The organism is Kocuria cellulosilytica, assembly GCF_040981245.1.
GTDB classification, from domain to species: Bacteria; Actinomycetota; Actinomycetes; order Actinomycetales; family Micrococcaceae; genus Kocuria; species Kocuria cellulosilytica.
The window spans coordinates 1-15,285 of the sequence record NZ_JAVFWZ010000005.1 but is presented as its reverse complement, the minus strand read 5'-3'; the positions used below and the strand labels follow the sequence as shown (position 1 = coordinate 15,285).

The 15,285-nt window shown below is 74.1% G+C and carries 14 protein-coding genes; 10 read left to right on the top strand and 4 right to left on the bottom strand.

The genetic code is table 11. The features are described 5' to 3' along the window. The first annotated feature begins 80 nt into the window (after positions 1 to 80). Positions 81 to 968 (top strand): endonuclease/exonuclease/phosphatase family protein, encoded by an 888-nt coding sequence (locus RCG67_RS09300; protein WP_368825850.1) that lies wholly within the window; start codon positions 81 to 83, stop codon positions 966 to 968. A gap of 83 nt (positions 969 to 1,051) precedes the next feature. On the opposite strand, the gene RCG67_RS09295 is transcribed toward RCG67_RS09300, so the two are convergent. Together RCG67_RS09295 and RCG67_RS09290 are read right to left on the bottom strand one after the other, a co-directional pair. Continuing rightward, positions 1,052 to 2,338, bottom strand: a complete 1,287-nt coding sequence (locus RCG67_RS09295) for a CapA family protein (protein ID WP_368825849.1) — start codon at positions 2,336 to 2,338, stop codon at positions 1,052 to 1,054. Between the two features lie 46 nt (positions 2,339 to 2,384). Then, positions 2,385 to 3,110, bottom strand: coding sequence for a DUF1028 domain-containing protein (locus tag RCG67_RS09290; protein WP_368825848.1), 726 nt, complete (start codon positions 3,108 to 3,110; stop codon positions 2,385 to 2,387). 241 nt (positions 3,111 to 3,351) lie between these two features. Here RCG67_RS09290 and RCG67_RS09285 point away from each other — a divergent pair, with 241 nt between their 5' ends. From RCG67_RS09285 to RCG67_RS09260, 6 genes are read left to right on the top strand one after another with little or no spacing between them, the layout of a single operon-like run. Next, positions 3,352 to 4,890, top strand: a complete 1,539-nt coding sequence (locus RCG67_RS09285; RefSeq protein WP_368825847.1) for an ABC transporter substrate-binding protein — start codon at positions 3,352 to 3,354, stop codon at positions 4,888 to 4,890. Then, complete coding sequence (locus RCG67_RS09280; protein ID WP_368825846.1) at positions 4,887 to 5,843, top strand: ABC transporter permease; 957 nt, start codon at positions 4,887 to 4,889, stop codon at positions 5,841 to 5,843. The genes RCG67_RS09285 and RCG67_RS09280 overlap by 4 nt, the downstream gene beginning before the upstream one ends. After that, positions 5,840 to 6,808: an ABC transporter permease gene (locus RCG67_RS09275; RefSeq protein WP_082697221.1), complete on the top strand. Its 969-nt coding sequence runs from the start codon at positions 5,840 to 5,842 to the stop codon at positions 6,806 to 6,808. Before RCG67_RS09280 ends, RCG67_RS09275 begins: the two co-directional genes overlap by 4 nt. Further along, complete coding sequence (locus RCG67_RS09270; RefSeq protein WP_368825845.1) at positions 6,808 to 7,845, top strand: ABC transporter ATP-binding protein; 1,038 nt, start codon at positions 6,808 to 6,810, stop codon at positions 7,843 to 7,845. Before RCG67_RS09275 ends, RCG67_RS09270 begins: the two co-directional genes overlap by 1 nt. Further along, positions 7,842 to 8,954, top strand: a complete 1,113-nt coding sequence (locus tag RCG67_RS09265; protein WP_368825844.1) for an ABC transporter ATP-binding protein — start codon at positions 7,842 to 7,844, stop codon at positions 8,952 to 8,954. The genes RCG67_RS09270 and RCG67_RS09265 overlap by 4 nt, the downstream gene beginning before the upstream one ends. Positions 8,955 to 8,992: 38 nt before the next feature. After that, positions 8,993 to 10,621: an SLC13 family permease gene (locus tag RCG67_RS09260; protein WP_368825843.1), complete on the top strand. Its 1,629-nt coding sequence runs from the start codon at positions 8,993 to 8,995 to the stop codon at positions 10,619 to 10,621. Between the two features lie 27 nt (positions 10,622 to 10,648). Here RCG67_RS09260 and RCG67_RS09255 read toward each other — a convergent pair whose 3' ends face one another. Together RCG67_RS09255 and RCG67_RS09250 are read right to left on the bottom strand one after the other, a co-directional pair. Next, positions 10,649 to 11,416: an endonuclease/exonuclease/phosphatase family protein gene (locus tag RCG67_RS09255; RefSeq protein ID WP_368825842.1), complete on the bottom strand. Its 768-nt coding sequence runs from the start codon at positions 11,414 to 11,416 to the stop codon at positions 10,649 to 10,651. Between the two features lie 83 nt (positions 11,417 to 11,499). Further along, positions 11,500 to 12,063 (bottom strand): Dps family protein, encoded by a 564-nt coding sequence (locus RCG67_RS09250; RefSeq protein WP_368825841.1) that lies wholly within the window; start codon positions 12,061 to 12,063, stop codon positions 11,500 to 11,502. Positions 12,064 to 12,308: 245 nt separating this feature from the next. Between RCG67_RS09250 and RCG67_RS09245 the strand changes: the two genes are divergently transcribed. The 3 genes from RCG67_RS09245 (at position 12,309) to RCG67_RS09235 (ending at position 15,218) form a co-directional block, all read left to right on the top strand. Beyond that, positions 12,309 to 12,533 (top strand): hypothetical protein, encoded by a 225-nt coding sequence (locus RCG67_RS09245; RefSeq protein ID WP_368825840.1) that lies wholly within the window; start codon positions 12,309 to 12,311, stop codon positions 12,531 to 12,533. A gap of 25 nt (positions 12,534 to 12,558) precedes the next feature. Then, positions 12,559 to 13,107 (top strand): hypothetical protein, encoded by a 549-nt coding sequence (locus tag RCG67_RS09240; RefSeq protein WP_368825839.1) that lies wholly within the window; start codon positions 12,559 to 12,561, stop codon positions 13,105 to 13,107. A gap of 74 nt (positions 13,108 to 13,181) precedes the next feature. After that, on the top strand, positions 13,182 to 15,218 hold the full coding sequence (locus RCG67_RS09235) for an oxidoreductase (RefSeq protein ID WP_368825838.1): 2,037 nt from the start codon (positions 13,182 to 13,184) through the stop codon (positions 15,216 to 15,218). Positions 15,219 to 15,285: the final 67 nt, after the last annotated feature.

The window sequence follows — 15,285 nt, the reverse complement described above, 5'->3', positions numbered from 1 at the left end:
CCCGCGGTGGCGCCGCGGTCGGACCGCCCGGTCCACCATGGGACCACGACGCCCCCGCACTCCCCCACCCTGGAGCAGTGATGTCACCAGACACCGTCCTTCTCGACCGTTGCACGACTCCCGGCGTCGCCGATCCCGCGGTGCCGCTCATCGGGCCCGCCACCGGCCGCGCCCTGCACGTGATGAGCTACAACATCCGCTTCCAGCACAGCGGCACGCGCACCGGGGACCCGGACCACTGGCCCGACCGCGCGCCCCGGCTGGCGCGGCTGCTGCAGCTCGAGCAGCCCACGCTCCTCGGGGTGCAGGAGGCCCTGCACCACCAGCTGCCGGCGGTGGAGCAGGCGCTGCCCGCCGGCTACCGGATGGTCGGCTACGGCCGCGCCGGGGGCAGCAAGGGCGAGTACTCCGCGATCTTCTACGACGCGCGGCGCCTGGAGCTGCTGGAGTGGGACCAGTTCTGGCTCTCCGACACCCCGGAGCTCATCGGCTCGACCACGTGGGGCAACGACATCCCCCGGATCGTCACCTGGGGCCGCTTCCTGGACCGCGGCACCGGCGCCGAGCTCGTGCTCGTCAACACCCACTTCGACCACGACTCCGAGAACGCCCGGGACCGCAGCGCGGAGGCCCTGGTCGATCTCGTGCACAGCTTCCGCCCGCACACCCCCACCGTGGTCACCGGGGACTTCAACGCGGTGGCGGAGGACTCCGGGGCCTACACCACGCTCGTGGGCTCCGGGGTGCTCGAGGACACCTGGGCGGCCGCCGAGGAGCGGCTCACCCCCGAGTGGGGCACCTTCCCGGACTACCGCGAGGCGGTGCTGGGCGAGGAGCGCATCGACTGGGTGCTGGCCAGCCCCGACGTCCGGGTGAGCCGCAGCGCGATCAACCCGGCCCGCTTCGCCGGGGGCCACCCCAGCGACCACGCCCCAGTGCAGGCGCTCGTCGCCCTCGGCGAGGACTGAGCGCAGCGGCCCTGCGGGGTCCTGCGGTCCCGCGGCCCTGCGGGTCGCCATGGTTCCGCGGGGCGCCGCGCTTCCGCGGGGCGCTACGGTCCCGCGGGAGGCTGCTGCGGCCCTGCCGGGTCCTGCGGTCCCGCGGGACTGAGGGTGAGCGGGCGCCACGGGCGGGCGCCGTCGGCCTCGGCGCCCATCGCCTCCACGGTGCGCGCGGTGCGGGCCAGGGACGCCGCGTCCTCCTCCCGCGAGCGGCAGACGTCCTCGGCCGGCAGCGCACACCACCGGATCGGGTCGAGGGTGAGGATGTGCGGGGTCCACACCGGGTCGCCCGCGACCCACTGCCCCTCCTCGCGGGTGAAGGACATGCTGACCGTCAGGCCCTCGTTGTTCACCGGCACCCGGGTGGCGTGCTCCGAGAGGCTGTTGCCCAGCCCGTGCACGATCCAGGTGTCGCCGTGCTTCTCGATCGGCAGCACCGAGTGCGTGTGGTGGCCGTAGACGAAGTCGAACTCCCCGCTGTCGGCGAGCGCGTGCGTGACCTCGAGCTGCTGCCGGTCGGGCGCCGAGGAGTACTCCTGCCCGGCATGGACCGCGGCCAGCACGATCTCCGCCCCGGCCTCCCGGGCCCGGCGCGCCTTCCCGACCATCTCGGGCACGTCCAGCAGGTCCACGCGCCACGCGGCGTCCGGCACGTTGCCGTTGAGCCCGTAGGTCCCGGTCACGAGCCCGACCCGCACGCCGCCGGCGTCCAGCACCAGCGGCTCCTGCGCGTCCTGCGCCGAGCGGTACGTGCCGGTCGTGGCGATCCCGGCGTCCGCCAGGACGTCGAGGGTCCGCTCGAGGCCCTCCGGGCCGGCGTCCAGGGCGTGGTTCGTGGCCGTGGTGCACGCATCGTAGCCGATTCCCGCCAGTGCCGGGACGATCTGCGGCGGCACCTCGAACGAGGGGTACCCGGAGAAGGGCCCCTCGGGCGCGGCGAGCGGGGTCTCCATGTCGCAGACCGCGAGGTCGGCGCCCTCCGTGAACGGGCGCAGGCCCTCCACCAGCGGGCCGAAGTCCAGCTCCCCGCCCCCGTCGGCCTCGGCCTGCGCCCACAGCCCCGGGTGGAGCAGGACGTCGCCCGTGACCACGACCTCCACCCGGTCCGGAGCCGCCGCCGGACCCGGCGCCGAGGACGGGGCCGCCGTGGTGGACGCGGCCGGCGTGGTGGACGGGGTCGCCGTGGTGGACGGGGACGACGCCCCGGCGCCGTCCGGGGCGGTCCCCGCCGGCTGCGGGGAGCAGCCGGCGAGGACCGTCGCTCCCGTCAGGAGGAGCGCGGCCAGCCCCGCTGCGGGGCCGCGGCGCACCGGCGGGAGCGGAGCTCGAGTGGTCATGCACCGAGGGTAGGCCACCCGGCGGGGGCCGCCCACCCCGGGCCGGTCAGGACAGGACCGTGGACCAGAGCCCCTCGTCCTCGGGCCGGTGCGGGACCTCGGTGCTGGGCACCACCTCGGCCGGTGCCGGGTGGGCCCGGCCCTTCAGGGCGAGCATCTCCTCGAGGTCGTCCAGCGGAGTGGGCGAGTTGTCGGCGCGCAGGTCGACGTCGAGCAGCACGGGGTACTGGAAGCCGGCGAGCGTGTCGGCCACGAGCACCGCGGCGCTCTGCTGCCCCCGGCTGTCGCCGCCCGCGTCCTGGCCCGCGCGCAGGCAGGCCAGCAGCGCCCGCCCCATCTCGGTGCTGGTGGGCCCCGGCACCGCGAGCGCCTCGTCCATCGCGGCGCGCATCGCCTCGACGACCTCCGGGCCGGCCAGGTAGTTGCCGATCACCACGAAGTCCGCCCCGGCCACGCCCCCGGCCCACGGCGTGCACAGGCTGCCCGTGAGGTGCGCCCCGGGCCCCGCCACGGGCAGGACCGCCACCTGGCGCAGCGCCAGGTCGGGGTCGGCGTCGGTCAGAGCTGCGATCGCCTCCTCGGCAGTGCCCCCGTGGTGCAGGGTGCGGAGCATCTCGAAGCGCAGCCGCCGGTTGGTCCACGCCTGGGAGGCCACCACCCCGGCGGTGGGCACGAGGGCCGGCACGGCGTTGCCCACGGCGAGCGAGCAGCTCGCCGTGGCGGCCCCGAGCAGACGGGAGTCCGCGCTCCGGGCGATCACGGTGTAGGTCACGATCACCTCCTGGCCGTCACGTCCGTGACGACCGGTTCCTTGTCGATGGCTGTCCCCGCGCTGACCGGGGCGGACGCCGCCCGTCCCGGCACGCCGGTGCCGCGGGTGTGGTGGTGGGCAGTCCCGGATGCATAGGGTGGGACGACACCCACGACCGGGTGCGCACCGGCAGGGCGGCCGAACGGGGCACCCGCCGGGTCCTCCCGGGCGGACGGCTCATTCCTACCACCGGAGGCGGCGGATGGCACGCGGAGCACGGATCGTCGCGCTGGGAGGTGCCGTGTGCCTCGCCCTGGGCGCCTGCTCCGCGGGCGAGGGCGTGGACCTGGCAGGAGCCGGCGAGGTCGACACCGACGACTACCTCAGGGTGGCCATCGCCGGGGAGCCCGACCAGCTCGACCCGCACAACACGAGCGCCTACTTCTCCTTCCAGATCCTCGAGAACGTCTACGACACCCTGGTGCAGCCCGACGAGAACCTCGAGATGCAGCCCGCCCTCGCCGAGTCCTGGGAGGTCAGCGAGGACGAGCTCTCCTGGACGTTCCGCCTCCGGGAGGGCGTCACGTTCCACGACGGCTCCGCGTTCACGGCCGAGGACGTCGTGTACTCCTACGACCGGATCATCGACGAGCAGCTGGCCAACGCCTACCGCCTCTCCGCCGTCGAGGACGTCGTCGCGGTGGACGAGCACACGGTGCGCATCGACGTGTCCCAGCCGACCCCCGCGCTGCTCGCCGCGATCGGCGGGTACAAGGGCATGGCCATCGTCGAGCGGCGGAACGTGGAGAGCGGGGACGTCCAGCTCGACCCGGTGGGCACGGGACCGTTCGAGGTGGTGGGCAACTCCGCGAGCACGGCCGTGACCCTGCGGGCCAACGAGGACTACTGGGGCGAGGGCCCCCACGTCCCCGGGGTCGTCTACCGGTTCATCTCGGAGGGCACCACGGCGCTCGCGGACCTCACCGCCGGGGAGGTGCACTGGACCGACTCCATCCCGCCGCAGCGGGTGAACTCGCTGCGGCAGAACCCCGACGTCGAGGTCGCGAGCGTCCCCTCGACGGACTACTGGTACGTGACCATGAACCAGCAGCGCCCGCCCTTCGACTCGCTCGACGCGCGCCTGGCCGTCGCCCACGCCATCGACCGGGAGGCCATCGCCCAGGTCACCTGGTACGGCAACGCCACCGTGAACCAGACCGCGGTTCCCGAGACGTCCGTCTGGCACCACGAGTACGCGCCGTTCGAGCAGGACCCGGACCGGGCCCGCGAGCTCGCCGAGAGCTCGGGCCTGGCCGGGGAGACCGTCGACCTCATGGTGACCAACGAGTTCCCGGAGACGGTCACGGCGGCCCAGGTGATCGCCGCCAACCTCTCGGAGATCGGGGTCGCCACGGACATCCGCACCCTCGACTTCGCGACCTGGCTCGACGAGCAGGCCCGCGGGAGCTTCGACATGCTGCTCCTGGGCTGGCTCGGCAACGTGGACGTCAACGACTACTACTACAACCAGCACCACTCCGAGGGATCGAACAACGCCCAGGGCTACAGCAGCCCCGAGGTCGACCGGCTCCTGGACGCGGGGCGCACCGAGACCGACGAGGACGCCCGCAAGGAGCTCTACGACCGGGCGGCGGAGCAGATCGTGGACGATGCCAGCTACGTCTACCTGTACAACCCCGACGTGGTCCAGGCGTGGGTCCCCGAGCTGGAGGGGTACGAGCCCCGGCCGGACCGGGCCGTCCGGTTCAACGACGTCCGGCTCGAGGAGGACCCGGAATGACCAGCCCGTTCCTGAGATTCCTCGTCAAGCGCCTGCTGCACACCGCGGTGGTGCTCCTCGGCGTGCTGGTCGTGGTCTTCGCCCTCCTCCAGCTCGTCCCCGGGGACCCCGTGCGGGTGGCCCTCGGCACCCGCTTCACCCAGGAGTCCTACGACGCGCTGCGGGAGGCCTCCGGGCTCGACCGGCCCCTGCTCGTGCAGTTCTTCGCCTACATCGGCAACGCCCTGACCGGGAACCTCGGGGTGAGCTTCCGCAGCGGCGAGCCGGTCACCCTCATCCTGCTGGACCGGCTGCCGGCCACGGTGTCCCTCGGCCTCGCCGGCATCACGATCGCGCTGCTCATCGCGTTCCCGCTCGGCACCTGGGCGGCCCTGCGCCGCGGCTCCACGGCCGACGGCGGGATCCGGGCCGTGAGCCAGTTCGGCGTCTCGGTCCCCGACTTCTGGCTCGGCCTGCTCCTGATCATCGTGTTCTCCACGATGCTGGGGCTGCTGCCGCCGTCCGGGTACGTGCCCTTCACGGAGGACCCGTGGGGCTGGCTCCAGCGGGTGATCCTGCCGGGGCTCGCCGTGGGCGTGGTCTCCGGGTCCATCATGACCCGGTACGTGCGCTCCGCGGTGCTCGACGTCGTCGGCTCCAACTACGTGCGCACCGCCCGGTCCAAGGGCCTGCCCCGCCGCACGGTGGTCGGCCGGCACGTGCTGCGCAACGCGCTCGTGCCGATCCTCACGGTGGCCGGGGTCCAGGCCGCCACGATGCTCGGCGGGCTCATCGTCATCGAGGTGGTCTTCGCGTGGCCGGGTCTGGGCCGGCTGGTGTTCGACGCCGTCGCGGCCCGCGACTACCCGGTGGTCCAGGGCACCGTGCTGCTGATCGCCCTGATCTTCCTGCTGATCAACCTGCTGGTGGACATCCTGTACGCCGTCGTCGACCCGAGGATCCGTGTGTCATGAGCAGCCCCGAGACGCCCTCGCCCGACCCCCGCGCCCCCGGCGCCGGCAACGGCCGCACCGGGCCCGTCCCGCGGCCCGCCGAGCCGGCGGAGACCCCGGAGGAGGTCAGCCGGACCGGCACCCTGCGGATGCTGGTCTCGAACAAGGTCACGGCCGCCGGCCTGGCCATCCTGGTGCTCGTGGTCCTGCTCGCCGTGCTCGGGCGCTGGATCGCCCCGTACGGGGCCAACGACATCGACGTGGTCAACGCCCTGCAGCCGCCCTCGGGCGCGCACCTGTTCGGCACCGACGAGCTGGGCCGGGACGTGTTCTCCCGCGTGGTGCTCTCCGCCCGGATCTCCCTGACCGTGGGGCTCGTGGCCGTGGGCATCGCCCTGGTGGTCGGGGTGGCCCTGGGCCTCGTGGCCGGTTTCTTCGGCGGCTGGACGGACACGGTGATCATGCGCAGCGCGGACGTGCTCTTCGCCTTCCCCATCCTGCTGCTGGCCATGGCCATCGTGGCCGTCCTGGGCCCCGGGCTGACCACGGCGATGATCGCGATCGGCGTGGTCTACACGCCCATCTTCGCCCGCATCACCCGGGCCTCCACGCTCGCCGTGCGCGAGGAGCTCTACGTCAAGGCCTCCCAGGCCGTCGGGGCGTCCGACGGCCTCATCCTGCGCCGGCACGTGCTGCCGAACATCATGGGGCCCATCACCGTCCAGACCTCCCTCTCGCTGGCCTTCGCGATCCTCTCCGAGGCCGCGCTGTCCTTCCTGGGGCTCGGCGTCCAGCCGCCCGAGCCCTCGTGGGGGCGGATGCTCTACGACGCCCAGGCCTTCATCTACGACGCCTGGTGGATGAGCGTGTTCCCGGGCCTGGCCATCTTCCTCACCGTGCTGGCGTTCAACCTGGTGGGCGACGGCATGCGCGACGTCCTCGACCCGCGCCAGCGGACCGCCGACGAGATCCGCAGGAGCGCCTGATGCGCACGACCGAGCACCGCCGCCCCACCGCCCCGGCCGCCGCCGACCCGGACGTGCTGCTCGACGTCCGGGACCTCACCGTCCGGATCGGCCCCGCGGAGATCGTCAACGGCGTGTCCTTCTCCGTGCCCCGGGGCGGCACCCTGGGCATCGTGGGCGAGTCCGGGTCCGGCAAGTCCATGACGGTGCTCGCGGCCACCGGCCTGATCGACTCCCCGCCCGCCCGGGTGAGCGGACGGTCCCTGCTGGACGGGCAGGACATCGTGACGATGGCTCCCCGGCAGCTGCGCGGCGTCCACGGCCGGCGGGTGGGCTTCATCTTCCAGGACCCCTCGACGTCCCTGAACCCGGTGCTGACCGTGGAGCAGCAGCTCACGGAGGCGCCGCGCTTCCACCTGGGCCTCACCCGCCGCGACGCGCGGCGGCGGGCGCTCGAGCTGCTCGAGGCCGTCGGCATCCCCGACCCGCCGTCCCGCCTCTCCTCCTACCCCCACCAGCTCTCGGGCGGGATGAAGCAGCGCGTGATGATCGCCGTGGCCCTGGCCTGCGGCCCCGAGCTGCTCGTGGCGGACGAGCCCACGACCGCGCTCGACGTCACGACGCAGGCCCAGATCCTGGAGCGGGTCAAGGAGCTGCAGGAGTCCCGCGGCATGAGCGTGATCTGGATCAGCCACGACCTCGGCGTGGTCTCGGGCATCGCGGACCGGGTGGCCGTGCTCTACGGCGGGCAGATCGTGGAGTCCGCGCCCCTCGAGGAGCTCTTCACCGACCCCCGCCACCCCTACACCCGGGGCCTCATGGCCGCCCGGCCGCAGACGGCCGGCAGCAAGGGCGAGCTCGCCGTGATCCCCGGCAGCCCGCCGGACCCGAAGCACCTGCCCCAGGGCTGCCTGTTCTGGGACCGCTGCCCCGTGCGGGGGGACCCCCGCTGCGAGACGGAGCGCCCGCCGGAGACCCCGGTGGGCCCGGAGCACGTGGTCCGCACCTTCTACGGCGGGAGCGCGGACGGCACCGGCCGGCGAGGAGGTCCCCGATGACCGACGACCACGGGCCGCTGCTCAGCGTGCGGGACCTGCAGGTCCGCTTTCCCGTCACCACCGACCGCGGCAAGGGCGTGGTCCAGGCGGTGGCCGGGATCGACTTCGACGTCCACCGGGGGCAGACGGTGTCCCTGGTGGGCGAGTCCGGCTCCGGCAAGTCCACCGTGGCCAACGCGCTGATGCACCTGGTGGAGCCCAGCGCGGGGACCGTGCTGCTCGACGGCCAGGACATCACCTCCGTGCGGGGCCGGGAGCTCAAGGCCCTGCGGCGGCGGATCGCCATGGTGTTCCAGGACCCGTTCGCGTCCCTGGACCCCCGCCAGCACGTCTCCCGGGCCGTGGCGGAGCCCCTCGAGGTGCACGGCCTCGGCGGGGACAAGGAGGGGCGCCGCCGCCGGGTCGCGGAGCTGTTCGAGCTCGTGGGCCTCTCCGGGCGCTTCCTGGACCGGTACCCGCACGAGCTCTCGGGCGGGCAGCGCCAGCGCGTGTCCATCGCCCGGGCGCTCGCGGGGGAACCGGACCTCGTCATCCTCGACGAGGCGACCGCCTCCCTGGACGTGTCCGTCCAGGCGCAGATCATGAACCTGCTCAACCGGCTGCAGGACGAGCTGGGGCTCACGTACCTGTTCATCGCCCACGACCTCGCCGTCGTGGAGCACATGAGCGACCACGTCCTCGTGATGTACCTCGGCCGGCTCATGGAGGACGGGGACGTCCGGGACCTCTTCGGCGCCCCCGCCCACCCCTACACCAAGGCGCTGATGGCCTCCGCCCCGTCCGCCGACCCGGTGGCGGAGCGCCGCCGCCGGACCGCCCCGCTGGAGGGCGAGGTGCCCTCCCCCCTCGACCCGCCGTCCGGGTGCGTGTTCCGCACGCGGTGCCCGTGGGCGGCCGACGAGTGCGCGGAGACCGTCCCGCCGCCCGTCCCGCCGCCGGGCACCGGCAGCAGCCCCCCGGTGGGGCGGCAGACCTCGCGGGAGCACCTCGCCGCCTGCATCCGGCTGCCGGTGGTGCAGGCCACCGGCGGAGGAACCCCGCCCGCGGCCGGCAGCCGCACGGGCTCCCGGCGCACCGCGCCGTGGGCCGGCGGGACGTCCGGAACATGACGCACAGCGCACCCACCACGAGCACACCTGGAGGAGACATGGGCAGCACCCCATCGGCCGGCGGACCCCGCCTGGAGGACGACGTCCCGGGACCCGGTCACGCGCAGGAGAGCGACCACCGGTCGCCGGGAGAACGGGCCCCCGCGGAGCACCACAAGACCCACCGGATCAAGTGGAGCGGGCTCGTCGCAGGACTGGTCCTGGCGCTGTTGATCTACGTGCTCCTGCCCGCGGACCTGGCCCAGCACGCCCGGCTCACGGCCGCCACCGCCGGGCTCATGGGCGTGTGGTGGATGACGGAGGCCATCCCGATCCCGGCCACCGCCCTGCTGCCGCTGATCATCTTCCCGGTGCTCGCGCCGGACGTGGCCGTGGACGACGTCGGCGCCTCCTACGGGAGCAACATCATCTTCCTCTTCATGGGCGGGTTCCTCCTGGCCCTGGCGATGCAGCGCTGGAACCTGCACCGGCGGATCGCCCTGCGCACCGTGCGGGTCATGGGAACCAAGCCGGCCCAGATGGTGGCCGGCTTCATGATCGCGACCGGCTTCCTCAGCATGTGGGTCTCCAACACCGCCACGGCCGTCATGATGATCCCCATCGGCGTGTCCGTCCTGCTGCTGCTGCCCAACCTGATGGCCGATGCCGCCGCCGAGGCCGGTGCCGCCGACACCGACCTGGCGGGCGCCGACCCGCAGAGCGCGGAGGTGAAGGAGGCCGTCATCGCCTCGAACTTCGGCACCGCCCTGATGCTCGGCATCGCCTACGCCGCGTCCATCGGCTCCCTCGGCACGATCATCGGCACCCCGCCGAACACCCTGATGGTCGGCTACCTCCAGGAGGCCCACGACATCACCGTGGGCTTCGGCCAGTGGATGCTCGTGGGCGTGCCGCTGTCCGTGGTGATGCTCGTGATCGCCTGGTTCCTGCTCACCAAGGTGCTGTTCAAGCCGGAGATCGACGAGATCCCCGGCGGCCGGAAGCTGATCGACAACGAGCTGCACAAGCTCGGGCCCATGTCGACCGGCGAGAAGCTCGTGCTGGCGATCTTCGCGCTGGCGGCCTTCAGCTGGGTGTTCGTGCCCGTGATCTTCGACTCCCCGCCGATCAGCGACGCCGGGATCGCCATGGTCGTGGGGCTGCTGCTGTTCCTGCTGCCCGCCGGCGCCGAGCGCGGGGTCCGGCTGCTGGACTGGGAGTCCGCGGTCAAGCTGCCCTGGGGCGTGCTGCTCCTGTTCGGCGGCGGGCTGGCGCTGTCCTCCCAGTTCTCGGACTCCGGGCTCACCGAGTGGATCGGCGCCCAGGTCGAGGCGCTGGGCGCCGTGCCCGTCCTGGTGCTGGTCCTGGTCGTGGCCGCCGGCGTGATCTTCCTGACGGAGCTCACCAGCAACACGGCCACGGCGGCCACGTTCCTGCCGGTGGCCGGGGGCGTGGCCCTCGGCCTGAACATGGACCCGATGCTGCTGGCCATCCCGGTGGCCCTGGCGGCGACGTGCGCGTTCATGCTGCCGGTGGCCACCCCGCCCAACGCCATCGCGTTCGGCTCCGGCTACGTGACGATCGGCCAGATGATCCGGGGCGGGCTGTGGCTGAACGTCGTGGGCGTCGTCCTGATCACCCTCGTGACGATGACCCTCGGCGTGTGGGTGTTCGGCATCGTGTACTGACCGGCCCGCGCACCGGCGGCCCCGTCCTCAGCCGGCGGGGCCGTCGTCGTGCTCGAGCTCGGCCAGCACCGGGAAGTGGTCCGAGGCCCAGACGCCGCGCGGGCGCTCGGCCAGGACACGGGCGTCGAGGACGCGGACCGGACCGCCGTACAGGATCCAGTCCAGGCGCGGGGTCCGGGCGCGGGGCCGCCGGTAGCGGTGGAAGGTCCCCGCGGCGTCGGCCGGCAGGGTGTCCCGCAGCCCGCCGGCGAGCGCGGCGTCCCAGGTGCGGGACCGGCCGGCGGCCGCGTTCATGTCCCCGAGGACCAGCAGGGGCCCGTCCCCGCCGAGGAGCCGGCGCTGCAGCGCGGCGAGCTGGCGCAGCCGGCTGTGCTCCGGCCACGGGTCGAGGTGGGTCGCGACCGCCCGCCAGGCCACGCCCGTGCGCCGGTCCGTGAGCTCGGCCTGCACCAGGGTGCGGGGGAAGAGGTCGCCCGGCCACTTGGACCCGGGGAGCTCCGGCTGCGGGGACAGCCACCGCTGCTCCCAGTGCTCGATCCCGAAGCGTGCGGTGTCCACGGCCAGCAGGCACCGCTCGCCGCGGCCGTCGGCCTCCCGCCCTCCCCCCAGCAGGACGTGGTCCGCCCCCAGGGCCTGCTGCAGGTGGTGCAGCTGCTGCGGGTGGACCTCCTGGAAGGCGACCAGCTCGGGCCGGTGGCCCCGGAGCACCGCGCGCACCGCGGGGGCCCGGGTGAACCACGCGTCCGGCGCCACCCGCCGGTACCTCTCCAGGGGACGGCGGACGTTGAAGGTCATGGCCGTGAACGCGCCCCGGCCCCGCGGACCACGGGGGTCTGCGGGGCCGGGGCGGGCGGGGGCTGCCACGATCACGGGGCGGACTACTGCGCGGCGGACTCCGCCGCGCCCCGCTCCGTGCGGGCGCCGCCGTGCTGGAGGTCGCCACCGCTGTTCTCGAGGTGCGCGCGCATGAACCACTGGAAGAGCTCGAGCTCCCGGACCTGGCCGATGAGCATGTCCTCGGTGACCGGGTCGAGCTCGCCGACCTTCTGGATCGCGTCGCGGTGGTCCTCGATCACGCCGTTGTAGACGAGGTCGAGGGCGGCGAGGTGCTCCACGCCGGTGGCGCGGTGGACCGAGTAGTCGTCCCAGCTGCGGGCCCGCACGAGGTCGCCGGGCAGGCCGCTGGGGCCCACGCCCATGGTCGCCATGCGCTCGGCGAGCTCGTCCACGAAGCCGCGCACGAGCTCGATCTGCGGGTCCAGCATCTCGTGGACGGAGATGAAGTTGGGGCCCACCACGTTCCAGTGGGCGTGCTTGAGCGTGAGCTGGAGGTCGTTGAGGGCGTGCAGGCGCTGCTGCAGCGTCTGGGCGACCTCGTGACCGTTCTCGGTGGACAGACCGGGCACGGTGTAGGGGGCGGTGCGCTGGTTCGGGGTGGCCATGGGATCCTCTCCTGCTTCCGGCCGCCGCCGGGCGGCGGCCTTGATCGACGACGATGAATGCCCCGCCGGAGCGGGCCTCTGCATCCCACTATGGCACGACACCCACAGACTGTCAGCACCCTGTTGATTCGCTGAGCGCGATATCCGCGTCCCGGCCCGCCGGCGTCGGCGGGCCGGGACGCGGCGGTGCCGGCACGGCCGCGGCGGCCCTTGCCAGGACCGGGAGCCGCTGGTTGGCTGGGGCCATGGACACGACTCCCGGATCCGGCGACCAGCTCCCCGACGACCCGCACCTGGCCGACGACGTCGGCGTGCCGGACACCCCGGCCCGCGACCTCGAGACGGCGCAGGACCCGCTGGGCCAGACCAACGCCGGCCAGCGCGTCCCGAGCGCGGGCGACGCCGCCGACCCCGCCGACCCGGACTTCGGGGCCGGGGCGGGCGGCCCCGGCCCCACGGCCGGGGACTGACCCGGCGCGGCGGCGCCACGGACCCGTGCGCACCCGCGGCATCAGCACGGAGGGGATCGCCCGGGCCACCGGCGTCCCGTGGGAGACCTGGACGGCGCGGCTCGAGGAGCTCGGCGCCCGGGCGATGAGCCACGCCGAGGTCGCCCGCCGCGTGGCGGAGCAGCTGGACGGCGTCGTCGAGAACCACGAGTGGTGGGGCCAGTCCGTCGCGGTGGCCTGGGAGCAGCACACGGGAGCCCGCCGGCCCGGCCAGGCCGCGGACGGCAGCTTCGGGCTGAGCGCGAGCCGCACGGTGGCCGGCACCCCGGACGAGGCGCTCGCCCGGTGGGCCGAGCTCATGGCGGGGCGCACGGAGGTCCGCGGCGTCCCGTTCCGGCAGCCGCCCACCACCGCCGCGACCGAGAGCTGGCGCTACTGGCGCGTGCGGCTCGCCGACGGGACCCGGGTCGCCGCGACCATCGGCGCCAGGGGGGACGGCCGCGCCACGGTGGCCCTCACGCACCGGGGGCTGGCCTCCGCCGACGACGCCGCGCGGTGGCGCACGACCTGGAAGGACCTGCTGGCCCGCCTCTGAAGGCCGCGCCGCGCTTGTGAGGCGGCTCACTCCTCGCCTACGGTGACCCAAGTACCTGAGACGAGGAGTATCACATGACCGTGCCCTATCCGCGCCTGCTCGCGCCCCTGGACCTGGGCTTCACCACCCTGCCCAACCGGGTGCTCATGGGGTCGATGCACACCGGCCTCGAGGAGCTGCCCGGAGGGTTCGAGCGCCTCGCGGAGTTCTACGCGGAGCGGGTGCGCGGCGGAGTGGGGCTCATCGTCACCGGCGGCATCGGACCGAACCCCGAGGGCGCCACGCACGCCGGCGGGGCCGTGCTGAGCACGCCCGAGGAGGTGGCCCGGCACCGCACGGTCACGGACGCGGTGCACGCCGAGGGCGGGAGGATCGCCCTGCAGATCCTGCACGCCGGCCGCTACGCGAGGACGCCCGACGCCGTGGCGCCGAGCCCGCTGCGCGCCCCCATCAGCCCCGTGGTCCCGCACGAGCTGAGCCCCGAGGAGATCGAGCGGACCGTCGAGGACTTCGCCCGCACCGCCGCGCTCGCCCGGGAGGCCGGCTACGACGGCGTGGAGGTGATGGGCTCCGAGGGCTACCTCATCAACGAGTTCGTCGCCGCGGAGACCAACCACCGCACCGACCGGTGGGGCGGGTCCTTCGAGAACCGGATGCGCCTGCCCGTGGAGATCGTCCGCCGCGTGCGGGAGCGCACCGGCCCGGAGTTCATCCTGGTGTACCGCCTCTCCATGCTGGACCTGGTCCCGGGCGGCTCCACGCTGGAGGAGGTCGTGACGCTGGCCCGGGCGGTCGAGGCCGCCGGCGCCACCCTGCTCAACACCGGCATCGGCTGGCACGAGGCGCGCATCCCCACCATCGCCACGGTGGTCCCCCGCGGCGGCTTCTCGTGGGTGACGCGCCGGCTCAAGGGCGAGGTCTCGATCCCCCTGGTCGCCGTCAACCGCATCAGCACTCCGGAGACCGCGGAGCGGATCCTGGCGGACGGGGACGCGGACATGGTCTCCCTGGCCCGGCCCCTGCTCGCGGACCCGGACTTCGTGGCCAAGGCCGCGGGCGGCCGGCCGGACACGATCAACACGTGCATCGCGTGCAACCAGGCGTGCCTGGACCACACCTTCGCGGGCCGGACCGCGTCCTGCCTGGTCAACCCCCGGGCCGGGCACGAGACCCTGCTGCGCCTGGGCCCCACCCGCCGCGCCGAGCGGATCGGCGTGGTCGGCGCCGGCCCCGCCGGGCTGGCCTTCGCCGTCAACGCCGCGGAGGCCGGGCACGCCGTGACCCTCTTCGAGGCGGAGGACCGTATCGGCGGGCAGTTCCTGATGGCCCTGCGCATCCCCGGCAAGGAGGAGTACGCGGAGACGCTGCGCTACTACGGCGTGCGGCTCGCCGAGCTGGGCGTGGACGTGCGGCTCGGGACGCCGGCCGGGCCCGGGCACCTGGGCGGCTTCGACCGGCTCGTGCTCGCCACGGGCGTGGAGCCCCGCGTGCCCGCGATCGAGGGGGTGGACCACCCGTCGGTCGTGGGCTACCGGGACGTCCTGCACCACGGGGCGCCCGTGGGCCGCCGGGTGGCCGTCCTCGGGGCCGGGGGCATCGGCTTCGACGTCGCCGAGTTCCTCCTGCACTCCCCGGGCGCGGACTTCTACCGCGCGTGGGGGGTCGACACGACGCTGTCCGCCCGGGGCGGCCTGGCCGCGCCGTGCCCCGAACGGCCCGCGCGCGAGGTGACGCTGCTGCAGCGCTCCCCCGGCAAGCTCGGGGCCGGGCTGGGCCGCACGACCGGCTGGATCCACCGGGCCTCGCTCCGGGCCGGGGGCGTCCGCACCCTGAGCGGGGTGGCGTACCGGCGGATCGACGACGACGGGCTGCACCTCGCCGTGCCGGGAGCCGACGGCACGGAGCCGGCCGAACTGGTCCTGCCGGTCGACACGGTGGTGCTGTGCACGGGTCAGGAGCCGCTGCGGGTGCTGCACGACGCGCTGCTCGACGCCGGGCACGACGCTCGCGCCGTCCCGGTGCACCTCATCGGCGGGGCCGACGTGGCCGCCGAGCTGGACGCCAAGCGGGCGATCCGGCAGGCCACGGAGCTCGTCGCGGCCCTGGGCTGACTGTGAGGATTCCTTTTGCAGCCCGATGGTGCTGGGCTGTGGGCAGGTGATCACGAGCGTGACCCTT